This is a genomic window from Algoriphagus terrigena DSM 22685 (assembly GCF_000429445.1).
GTDB lineage: Bacteria > Bacteroidota > Bacteroidia > Cytophagales > Cyclobacteriaceae > Algoriphagus > Algoriphagus terrigena.
In genome coordinates, this window is the sequence record NZ_AUBW01000014.1 from 40080 (window position 1) to 51947 (window position 11868).

The 11868-nt window shown below is 38.0% G+C and carries 8 protein-coding genes and 2 pseudogenes; 4 read left to right on the forward strand and 6 right to left on the reverse strand.

The features are described 5' to 3' along the window. Positions 1-1625 precede the first annotated feature (1625 nt). Positions 1626-2643, forward strand: a pseudogene (locus G459_RS29435) (IS3 family transposase). Between the two features lie 346 nt (positions 2644-2989). On the opposite strand, the gene G459_RS0113755 reads toward G459_RS29435, so the two are convergent. Further along, positions 2990-3238: a hypothetical protein gene (locus G459_RS0113755; RefSeq protein ID WP_026968168.1), complete on the reverse strand. Its 249-nt coding sequence runs from the start codon at positions 3236-3238 to the stop codon at positions 2990-2992. 414 nt (positions 3239-3652) lie between these two features. Here G459_RS0113755 and G459_RS30420 point away from each other — a divergent pair, with 414 nt between their 5' ends. The 3 genes and pseudogenes from G459_RS30420 to istB all read left to right on the forward strand — a co-directional run bounded on the left by G459_RS30420 (position 3653) and on the right by istB (position 5847). Further along, entirely contained in the window at positions 3653-3946 is a 294-nt protein-coding gene (locus G459_RS30420) for a helix-turn-helix domain-containing protein (protein WP_051315222.1), read from the forward strand. Beyond that, complete coding sequence (istA, locus tag G459_RS27510; RefSeq protein WP_245588188.1) at positions 3900-5087, forward strand: IS21 family transposase; 1188 nt, start codon at positions 3900-3902, stop codon at positions 5085-5087. Before G459_RS30420 ends, istA begins: the two co-directional genes overlap by 47 nt. 17 nt (positions 5088-5104) lie before the next feature. Continuing rightward, a pseudogene (gene istB / locus G459_RS27515) lies at positions 5105-5847 on the forward strand (IS21-like element helper ATPase IstB). Between the two features lie 180 nt (positions 5848-6027). On the opposite strand, the gene G459_RS0113770 reads toward istB, so the two are convergent. From G459_RS0113770 to G459_RS0113790, 5 genes are all read right to left on the reverse strand, one after another. Then, positions 6028-7155 (reverse strand): TlpA family protein disulfide reductase, encoded by a 1128-nt coding sequence (locus G459_RS0113770; protein WP_026968169.1) that lies wholly within the window; start codon positions 7153-7155, stop codon positions 6028-6030. Further along, positions 7152-8231: a hypothetical protein gene (locus G459_RS0113775; RefSeq protein WP_169725033.1), complete on the reverse strand. Its 1080-nt coding sequence runs from the start codon at positions 8229-8231 to the stop codon at positions 7152-7154. The genes G459_RS0113770 and G459_RS0113775 overlap by 4 nt, the downstream gene beginning before the upstream one ends. A 67-nt stretch (positions 8232-8298) precedes the next feature. Continuing rightward, positions 8299-8988, reverse strand: coding sequence for a signal peptidase I (lepB, locus tag G459_RS0113780; protein WP_026968171.1), 690 nt, complete (start codon positions 8986-8988; stop codon positions 8299-8301). Continuing rightward, positions 8978-9478: a hypothetical protein gene (locus G459_RS0113785; protein WP_026968172.1), complete on the reverse strand. Its 501-nt coding sequence runs from the start codon at positions 9476-9478 to the stop codon at positions 8978-8980. The genes lepB and G459_RS0113785 overlap by 11 nt, the downstream gene beginning before the upstream one ends. Before the next feature lie 56 nt (positions 9479-9534). Then, a complete protein-coding gene (locus G459_RS0113790) occupies positions 9535-10632 on the reverse strand; it encodes a BF3164 family lipoprotein (RefSeq protein ID WP_026968173.1) in 1098 nt (365 codons plus the stop codon). Positions 10633-11868 lie beyond the last annotated feature (1236 nt).

Genomic DNA, 11868 nt, shown 5'->3' on the forward strand with positions numbered 1-11868 from the left:
ATCATTGATTACGGAAAAGGATAAAACAATTCTTAATCCTGTTCCTCCTCCCAGATTTTAGCTTCATACCCATGATAGATGTTACCTGTACCCGATGATCTGCAATCATTATTTGAAACTGGTTTACAATAATGGGTTGCTGAAGATGTAAGGTCTTTGTAATTGGTCGAAGCAGAAAAGTTGTAAGAACTTAATGAAAACGCCAAACTAAGACCGAGACATCCGAAAATTGAATAGGTTAATTTTTTCATTTTTTTTTAGTTTTGTTTAAAATATAATTTTACCTAGGTGATCAAATATATTAAAAATATAAAATTTTGCAAAAATAGTTGAGAATTTATCATGACTTTTTTCAACTTTTTATGTGATTTAAAAAATAATTGACCCTGCTACTTGTGTCACCGTTACAGTACATGGTGGAGTGGAATTAGGTTGGAGTCATTGGACGTCAGCGGAGTGCTCACACCTTGCATATTGCTCGCTATTAGTAGCTCTTTAAGCATAGCTTCCAACCAGTGAGTTTCCAGACCATAGTCAAATCCCAATTAGACTAAACATTCCTTACCATATTGTTGGTAAGTTGTATCTCGGGAAGACTTGGCCAAAGGAAAATGCTATATTTTACCGCTTCTAAACTACAATATTTTATAAATTCAACATTCAACTACAAAAAAAAACTCCATACATCAATTAAAAGTAGATTAACCATTCTATTGCTTAATTTGCGTGATAGAAAACAATTATGTAAAGAATGAAAATGGGCAAATCTGTTGGTTACAAATCCACCCATTTTACCATCATTGACTACGGAAAAGGATAAAAAAATTCTTAATCCTGCTCCTCCTCCCAGATTTTAGCTTCATACCCATGATACACGTTACCTGTACCCGATGATCTGCAATCAATATTTGAAGCCGGTTTACAATAATAGGTTGCTGAAGATGTAAGGTCCTTGTAATTGGTCGAAGCAGAAAAGTTGTAAGAACTTAATGAAAACGCCAAACTAAGACCGAAACATGCGAAAATTGAATAGGTTAATTTTTTCATTTTTTTTTAGTTTTGTTTAAATTTTAATTTTTCCTAGGTAATCAAATATATTAAAAATTTAAAATTCTGCAAAAATAGTTGAAAATTTATTATGTCTTTTTCCCAACTTTTTATGTGATTTAAGACGATCTGATCCTGAGACTTGTGTCACCTTTACAGTACATGGTGAAGTGGAATTACATTGGAGCCACTAGACATCAGCTGAGTGGTCATACCCGGCATACTACTCGCTATTAGTAGATCTTTAAGTATAGCTTCAAACCAGTGAGTTTTCCGAACATAGTCAAATTTCAGTTAAACTAAATACTGTTCACGTACCGTCGGTAAGTTATAGCTCGGGAAGACTTGGCCAAAGGAAAGTTCTATATTTTATCGCTTCTAAATGACAATATTCTCGTATTAGAGTTTCAGCAAAAAACTGATAAGGTCCTGTTTCATCTTCTTTTGATTCAGCCAAAATATAACCAGCTTGAATTTAAGAGTCTTTTTGACTGGAATTTGTTCCTACAGCTTTGAAGCTCCCTCAATTGTTGGCCATTTGAGAGTTGAATTGAAATCATCAAGTTTAAATGGTTATTATGAAAAAGTCGAAATTCACAGAAACACAGATCTTCACGGCGATCAAAGCTCATAAGGTCCACAGAAAAGTAGAAGAAATCTGCTGGGAGATGGAAATGACCCCCACCACTTTTTATAAATGGAAACAGCGTTATGGCGGGATGGAAGCCAGTGAGGTCAAAAAGCTGAAAGAACTTCAGGAAGAGAATTCCCGCTTGAAGCGGATGTTTGCCGATGAGCTGGTGCATGAGGCACTCAAGGATGCGGTGGCAAAAAAGCTCTGACGCCTGATGAAAAAGGCATGCTGGTTCAGTTCATGGTCGAAGAACATGGAGTGAGCCAACGTCAGGCGTGTAAGACGGTCAGCGTGCCGAAGAACTGGTAGAGAAATACCCTGCCATTGGTTTTTGGCATTCCCATTACCGCCTTCGCAGAAAAGGCCACCTGTGGAACCGCAAAAAAGTCTACCGCATCTATTCTGCCATGGGACTGAATATCAGGCGCAGACACAAAAAGCGGCTACCGGCAAGGACCAAACAGGCTCTATTTAGGCCAGAATCGATCAATCAGGTCTGGTCTGTCGACTTCATGAGCGATAGCCTTTGGAGCGGCAAGCACTTCCGGGTGCTCAACATTATGGATGACTATAACCGGGAAATGCTGGCCATGGAAGTGGATTTTTCGCTTCCCGCACCACGGGTGGTCCGAGTCCTGGAGTTTCTTGAGCTGGTCCGGGGACTTCCTAAAATGATCCGCGTGGACAACGGTCCTGAGTTTATCTCCCGGTTGTTGGATCAATGGTGTAGGGAAAAGGGCATCGAGCTGGTCTTTATCCAGCCAGGAAAACCGATGCAGAACGGCTATGTGGAACGCTGCAATGGATCAGTCCGAAAAGAACTGCTCAACGCCAATGTATTCAATACGCTGGATGAGGTCAGGGAAAAAGCGCAGGAATGGATGGAAGACTATAATTGGGAAAGGCCCCATGAGGCCCTCGGTTATCAGACTCCCTTTGACTTATTGGAACAACTAAAATGAATACATCTTTTTCTTTCCAACCGTTAAGCAGCGCAAAAGTGAATACGGAAAGCAGCTCAAGACCGGTTGGCCCAAGCCAACCGCTCGCCTTGGTCTTGAACTGCTTGGAGTATTCACTTACCTTCGCTTATCGGGTGAAAAGTAAACTTTTGAGTGGCCCAATTTTCGGGGGAGCTTACAGACTCCACAAACTATCCGTCATCCATTTCGAGTACTTTTTGAAAAATCTTTTTAACTTGTCTTACCTTAAAAAATCATTTGATTGAATTCAAGGCAGAACAATAAATTCTAATTTTTCAAATTTAGATATCTCAACAATAAATTATTGATAAACAGTGGAGCAAAATCACTGGTCCACTGGCTCTGGAGGCACTCCATAACCAATAAAAATATTCCCAGTTGATTCCACACGACAATCTGTGTTAGCTTTCTTTACACAAGGGATATCGCTTCCTAAAGAAGTCAGTTCCTTTAAATCCGACAACTCTGTAAAACTAAAAGAACTTAAGGACATCGAAGTTCCTAGAAACAATACGATTAATGCGGGATAGAAAATTTTTTTCATCTTTTTGACGTTGTTTTCGTTGTGAATCATTTATTTGAAATTTAAAATATATTTTTAATAATACTACTTACTTTTTAAATTTTTTTTCAAAAATACGTTCCTTCTAGATCAGGACCGGAAGTATCCAGAAAACTCCCACCAAACTGAATATCAATACTCCTATCGTTTCGATTGCCAGCGAAAATCAGAAAATCTCAATTTGCACCTCAATCAGTAATGGTACCAAAGCAAGTCGAAAACACCGTCAGGTGCAAAAAACGACGAAGTTGACCCCCGGCTGACGATTTAAACTGACCCCCGTCTGACGATACAAATTGCCCCCCGTTTGGCGGAGCAAACTGACCCCCGTCAGAAGTATTTTTTTGGAAAGGGAATAGGAGGCTTTTAGGGCCTGTTGGAAGTGTGAACAACGACACATTTTCAATGGCCAATCGCCCCCTCACTATGAATAAGATCAAGCAAATTTTACGAGGCCATTTCGAAGGTCACGGCAGCAAGCAGCTGAGCAAAATGACCGGAGTCTCCCGCAATACGGTCAAGTCCTATCTGCGGCGTTTTCAGGAGACGGGGATGCGCTTCGATGAGGTAAATCAGCTCTCCGAGCAGGCCTTGGCCGAGCTGATCCTGGGGCCTCCGGCCCCTGTTCTGCAAAGCGACCGGCTGGAAGTTCTGCTCCCGATGTTGCCAGGGTTTGTCAAAGAACTACGTGGGCAGGCAGAGTCTGACGATGCATTTTGACCACCCGGCAGGCGAAAAAGTGTTCATCGACTATGCAGGCAAAAAACTCCACGTAACCGATCCGGACACCGGCGAATATGTTCCGGCAGAGGTGTTTGTAGCCACGCTGGGCTGCAGCCAGTACACCTACGTAGAGGCCACTTACAGTCAGAAGAAGCCGGACTTTATCCAAAGCTGCCGGCGCATGCTGGAGTTCTTTGGCGGCGTGCCCCGGGTAATCGTCCCGGACAACCTCCGGTCAGCGGTCACCAAAGGCAGCAAGTATTCCCCGGTCATCAACGAGACTTTTGAAACTTTTGCCGAACACTACAATACCACGATCCTTCCCACCAGACCCCGTCAGCCCAGAGAAAAGTCCCTGGTAGAGGGTGCGGTCAGACAGGTCTATCAGCGGATCTATACCGAGCTCCACGGGAAGGTGTTTCTGTCTCTGGAAAGCCTCAACCAGGCGCTTGCCCCACTGGTAAACAAGTACAACGACTACGCCCTGCGAGGCGAGGAAAGCCGCCGGGAGCAGTTTGAAACCCTGGAACGCAGCACCCTGCTGGCACTCCCCGAGCTCCCTTACCTGCTGATGAGCGTCAAGGTCTGCACCGTGATGAAGAACACCCACATCTATCTGGGGGAGGACAAACACTACTACAGCGTACCCCATCAGTACATGGGGAAAAAAGTAAAAGTCCTCTACAATGACAACCGGGTAGAGATCTACCATCACTACCATCCGATCGCCAAACACTCCCGGGACCTGCGAAAACACAAGTACACCACCTCACAGGAGCACCTGGCCGGAAACCACCAGTATGTCTCGGGCTGGAGTTCGGAGTTCTTTGCCGGGGAAGGAAACAAAATCAGTCCCGAAGTCGGGACGTTTCTGGCAAAACTGATGGAGGCCATTCCCCATCCCGAGCAAGGCTATCGGTCCTGTTTGGGCATTCTAAATCTGTCCCGCAAAGCCGGCCCACAGCGAATCTCCGGAGCCTGCAAAAGAGCCGCTGAATATGGCGTCTACACCTATTCGATGATCATGCAGATCCTTTCCAAAAACCTCGACTCGATCCCCTTTGCCGACGAGCAGCTGGACGAATCCTCCCAGATGCCCGAACACCACAACATCCGTGGCAACAAATACTTCAGTTAATCCAAATCCCGATTCCAATGATCCAACAGACACTTGAGAAGATGAAACGAATGAAGCTCTACGGCATGCAGCGCAGCTTCAGACACGCCACCGAAACCGGCTCAATGGCGAACTTGACCCCCGATGAACTCATCAGCCTGCTGGTGGAAAACGAGTGGGACGACCGCCAAAACCGCAGCATGGAGCGCAACCTGCGCGGCGCACGGTTCCGTTACCAAGCCACCGTCGAGGAGCTCGACTTCCGTCCCGGACGGGAGCTGGACAAAAACCAGCTCCTGCGCCTTGCCGACGGCGGATACATCAAAAAAGGAGAAAACATCCTGTTGACAGGAAGCACAGGCACGGGCAAAAGCTACCTTGCCTGTGCCCTGGGCAACCAGGCCTGCAGCAAAGGACACAAAGTCCTCTACGCCAACACCACCCGGCTGCTCACCCAGTTCAAGATGGCCAAAGTCGACGGCTCGGCAATCAAGGAAATGCTCCGCCTGGAAAAGTTGGACGTCCTGATCCTGGACGACTTCGGGATACAGCCACTGGACGTGCAGAGCAGGATGCTGCTCATGGAACTCATCGAAGACCGGCATGGCAAAAAGTCCACCATCATCACCTCGCAACTACCCGTCTCCGCCTGGTATGAAATCATCGGCGACCGCACCTGGCAGATGCTATTCTGGACAGAATCGTGCACGACGCACACCGCATCGAACTACAGGGAGAATCCCTGCGGAAACAACGAAAAATCAATCCCGAAAATCTATAACTTTAACGCGACGTAAGTCCACTATTCTCACCCAAAAAAATCACTTAACTCTGGGGGGGCAGTTTGCAGCGCTGACAGGGGGTCACTTTGATCGCTATATGCAAAATCTACAATAAAAGCCATATTTCAGACCTTCAAAAACTCACGCGGATGACAATAAAAATCACATACTAGTGCCACTCACCGGATAAGGCTAAATATTCTTTTTTCATCCCATGATCCAAAATATAACACATTCCCGTTAGGTCCTAATAATAAAAAAAACGGAAATTTGTTCAACCCGATTTCTTCTGAAATATTCGATAAATCTTTATAAACAGGAAAGTCTAAATTTTGTCTGGAACTAAAGGAATTTATTACAGAGGCCTCCTCATAGGGGTTTATCGAATAAAATGACAAATCACTTTCCTTCATTAAACCTTGATTAAAATAAGATCTAATATAGTTGAAAGATTCAATTGAATAACTACAATTAGATATCCAAAAGTGAACTAAAGTAACCTGTCCTTTTTGAATTGAAATAGTATCACCGGTATTAGTATTCAACAGTTTAAAAGGTAAAGGAAGAATATCTCCCAATTTTATTTCTTTTTCAAAATTATCAATAATTTGATAATCATCCAAATAACTACTATAGAACCATTCAAATTTAGAAGAATCGGTTGAATTAAAAACTATGTTATCAAATTTAGTAATGGAAGTATCATTCTGAAAATTGGAAGTCTCAATGCCTAAAGGCAACAAATCGTTGTAGGAAAAATAAAAATTGTATCTAATTTTCCCCTTACCAGAAAGATTATGAACTTCTCCAAAGTTGTCTAAATACTGGTCAACTAATTCAAAGGAAAAAACATAGGCTTTAGTATTGTCAAATTCTTTTACATCTAGGCTAAATGGAATATTTTTATTCACCAAATTCGGAAAACCTCTTTTTACAGTAAGTAACGAGTTATAAAAAAAAGAAAAAGACTCTAAAAAATTATAATCCGGATTAGGGAAAATTTGCATTGTTTTAGAAGATTTATCAATATCGAACCTTTCACTCCCATTATAGACTAAAACAAGATTTGAATTATCAATATAGTAATTAGGAAATCCAAACTTATTATTAGATCCAAAATCAAGAAAAACGATCCCGGTCAATTCTTCATAAGTAGACGATGACTTATAATCCAAAAACCTATTATACTCGTAAGAAACAGTTTCAATAGAATCTAATTTATTCAATATTAAATTATGAACGCCTTCCTCTGAAGCCGGCTCATTCAATAGCATTATATGACTTAAAATTAAAAACAGATAGATCATTTCTTCGTTAAATTATAAATATTAATTGTGTAAAAATCTTCTTCGGAAATCGTAGAAGGGTTTGAAATTGAATAGAGGTAATCACCTGAAAAAATAGTATTATTAGGATTAAAATCCGAACTTAATTCTAACTCCTTTAAAAGATTTCCTTGGTTATCAAAATAACCAACAAAGTAAGGGTATTTATTTTTCGCTATTTCCTGAAATTCTTCAAGTTCCACGGGGCTATTCAACAGATCAAATTTCTGGCGATCAGCTTCTTCATATCCTTTTTTATAAAAAACTATAAATTCATCGTTAAAATTGTAAAAATTCTCAATACTACCGTATGTTGGATCGAACATTAACATATCCGGATTTACAAGGTCCATTGGTATGCCTTCATTAACGTAGAACCCATCTATCTTCAATGAAATTCTTCTTGGTTCTCCATTAAGATTAGCCAAATCATATTTAAAAATTGCCAATTCTTTTTTCAAGGCTACAAAAAAAATGGAATCCTTTAACCTAATTATTGCATCGAAATCGTCCAGTTGATGTGACTTCCCGTTTTTATATACAGAATTTTGAGGCAATGGTGCGGATAAATCCACTTTTTTACTCTTTTTGTCGTACACACCAATTAATTTAGAGTTTTGATAAAATTGGGGGCTATTTATACCAATTTCCAAATTAGATTGAGGATAAGAGAAATAAAATTTTTCTTCATGAGAAATAAGTGGATTTTCTGAACTAAATCTTGCCAAGCTGGGAACAAAATTTCTATCAAACTGAAATTCTTGAATAACATCGCCATTAAAGTCCATGATAAAAAACCCTTTATCTGTCCCAATAGCAAAACCATTTGAAACAAATTGAGATGACAAAAAAGGTAATCTACCTAGAACATTTGGATCAAGCTCGAATGTACTTAACAATTTACCACTAGTATCTATAATTAAAAACGACTTTTTTAAATATGAATACAATAATAACCTATCACCGTCACTATTTACGTCCATTAAATTCAAATCTGCTAAATAGTCAAATCTAACTGAATCCTGTTTTGATAATGAAAATTCTGTGGACGTCTTCAAATTTTGTTTACATGATAAACAAAAAAAAGACAGCATCAAGAAAATGGATAACCTATTCATTTCTAAATTATATTAATTTTAAACTACGGTTTGCTTTTGAATATACCAGATAGCCAATTCCAATTATTTCCGACCCAGCTATTAGCCCTACAGATCTTGAATCGTCGGAGTTACAAACATTGTCTCCAACAAAAAAATAAAAACTTTCATTAAATCCAACGTGGGAATTACCTAAATTATCCTTCCTAACAATGAATTCCTCTAAATGTGAATATGTATTATACATTTCAGAAGAAACAGAATCTTCAAATCGCGGTAGATACAAAGGCCCGAAATTATAACTATCCCAATCTTGTTTATAAACTTGTCCAAAAAAAGGATTAAAATTTGTCAAGCAGTTAATTTCAGATAAACTAATTTTAGAATTAAGATCAATTTGATACAAATCCCCTATTGAATTAGAGGCTTCGAAACGCCCATCTACTATTTTAACACTATCACCAGGAATACCAACACATCGTTTTACAAAAAAAGTATTATCCTTTTTAAAAACAACAACGTCACCCCTTTTTACCTTATTCTTGTTAAAAACGGAAATTAACAATCTATCACCATTTGAAAGAGTCTTCTCCATAGATGACCCTTTAATTAAATGAACTTGATATACGTATTTTTGAATCAAAAACACGAATAGAAAACTACATAGTACTAGAAGTGATAAACGGAAAATGGATCGAACAAAATCTCTAGCAACCATTTATAATACTGTTAAAAGCTGCAATGGCTTTCTCGTTTTCAAAAGGTGTACCAAATAAAATTAGCTCACCGTTTTTATTCATTAGAAATGTATTGAAACCAAAATCATCAAGAGGAAAATTATTAATCCTTTTGAAATTTTGAAAATTTTCATCATAAAACACCGGAAGAGCAAATTTCTTCCTTTCTACTGCTTCCTGAATATATATTTCGGTATGGGCATTAGCAATTAAAATAAATCCTAGACTTTCACTAGACAACTCCTTATATTTCTCAACTTTAGTTAGTTCGTTGACACATTTATCACAATTTGCGTCAAAATAATGAACTAAAAAATATTCATAGTTACTACTCTCTAAATTAGAAAGATCAATAAATTCAGTACCGTTGTAAAATGTCGAATTAACTTTCTGATAATTTTCAAAGTTAATCTTCTGTTTATACCAATCACCCATTAATTTCTCAGGATCTATACAATCGCTTTTTTTCATGCAGGAAACAGATACAAATAAAATAACAAGTGAATGCAAAAATGAATGGCTTAATTTCATAATTTAAAACTGGCTTTATAAACTTGATTGTCTGATGAATTAATAGTGAAAATTTCAAAGTGGTCATCAAATTGTTTTATAGCTATTGAACACATTAGAAAATCAGAATTTAGCTCGATGATTGGACTACCTTCCCAATCGAATACAAAAATCCTTTTCCCACATGTTGTATTATCATCATAACCGGCATACAACGAAAAAAAATAGGAATCAGTAGTATGTAACTCCATATGCGCATATTTGAAACCTTTCATCGGCCTCGGATCGTAGGAAAACTCGCCTTCTTTAAAAAACTCAAATTCTGGGCTAAGATTGTCAGGACCTATCAAGATCTTAGTGATAGTGTCATTTTTATATAAATCAATCCTGTCAAAATATTTGTAAGAAATGGCTTGATAATTTTTAGTCGGATGAGACCCTATTATACCAGAATAAATCACTGACTTAATTCCAAAAAAAGAGTCTTTATGTTTTTCAGGCCATGAATTCTCACCAGACGATAGCTTCCCTGTTTCTTTCAAATTCAATAGATTCTCATTTAATCCCATTGAAAAAAACCGATGTAGATCATTATCGTATGATAAAAAATAAAGTCTATTATTGAATGCCAAATCAAAAGAATATTTTCCTTTTAGAACATCTGGAAAATAAAATTCCTCTATAATTTTCAATGGAAGACTATCTGTTCTATCGTATCCTAATGATAAAATCTTTTTATTCATTATGTCATATGCATAAACGGTGTTAGAATGCCTATTTACCATAAGATCCGATATACTTAAGGCAGTCCCCTCATTTCTCCCTCTATCAATGAAAGAGCCTAGAAAAGACCTATTTTTTATATCAATAACATGAATATTTTTCTTTGCCTCTAAGTCAGCTAAAAACATTAAGCTGTCGAGAATTTCAATTGTCTCAACCCTACCTGGAGGAAAAAGATCAAGTGGCTGAAAATCCAATTCCTGGATTTGAGGAAAATCTACTTGTTTTACGTATTTAATTTCCTCTCCCAATAAATCAGGTTTATCCACTGAACAGCTTAAAAAAAAAGCTGCAATCGCAATAACTATAATATGTGAGTTTTTCTTAAACAAAATGACAATATTTTATAAATTCAACATCCAATTACAAAAAGTCAGCCCCATACAAATACCAAAGTAAATTTGGTGATACGTTAATTAGTTTACGTGGCATGAAATCAATTATGTAAAGAATGAAAATGGGTTAGTCTGTTGTTTACAAATTAACCCATTTTACCATCTTTGATTACGGAAAGGATGAATTAATCCTTATTGATCTTGCTCCTCTTCCCAGGTTTTTAACTCGTATCCAGAATAGATATTACCTGTCGCACTAGATCTGCAATCATTATTGGCTAGTATCGCACAATATTTGGTTGCTGAGGATGTAAGGTCCTTGTAATTGGTCGGAGCAGAAAAGTTGTAGGAACTTAATGAAAACGCCAAACTAAGACCGAGACATGCTAAAATTGAATAAGTTAATTTTTTCATTTTTTTTTGAGTTTTGTTTAAAATATGATTTAACCTAGGTGATCAAATATATTAAAAAAATGAAATGTTGCAAAAATAGTTAAAGAATTTTTTATGGCTTTTTATTAATTTTTAAGTGGTTTAAAACGGTTTAATCCTTCGACTTGTGTCACCATTACAGTACATGGTGGAGTGGAACTACATTGGAGACACAGGCAGTAGCTGAGTGGTCATGCCTGGTATATAAGCTCGCTATTAGTATATCTTCAATCACAGCTTTTAACCAGTGATTTTTCCCAACATAGTTAAATCCAAAGGGGACTAAACATTCTTCACCCTACTTTTGAAAATCGTGACTCGGGAAGACATGACTAAAGGAAAGTTCTATATTTTATCGCTTTCTTAGTGACGCTATTCTCGCATGAGATTCGGAAAAAATCCTCAAAGGACCGTGTTTGATATCTTTTGAGTCAGCCAAAATTTAATTATTTTGAACTTAAACTCTTTTGACAGGAATTAGCTTCTACAGACTATCTCTCATCCAATTCGAGAACTTCTTGAAAAATCTCTTTTTACTTGTCTTAACTCAAAAATAATCACTCAATTAAATTCAAGGCAGAACAAAAACTTTAATTTTTCAAATTTAGATATTTCATCACGTAATTAGATCGATAAACAGTGGAGTAAAATTACTGCTCTACTTCTTCTAGAGGCGCTCCATAGCCAAAATAAACATTCCCAGTTGAGTGCATAAGACATTCCGAATTAGCTCTTTTAACACAGAAATCAGCCCCTGAAGAAGTTAGTTCGTTTAAATCTGAAACTCCCGACAAACTAAAT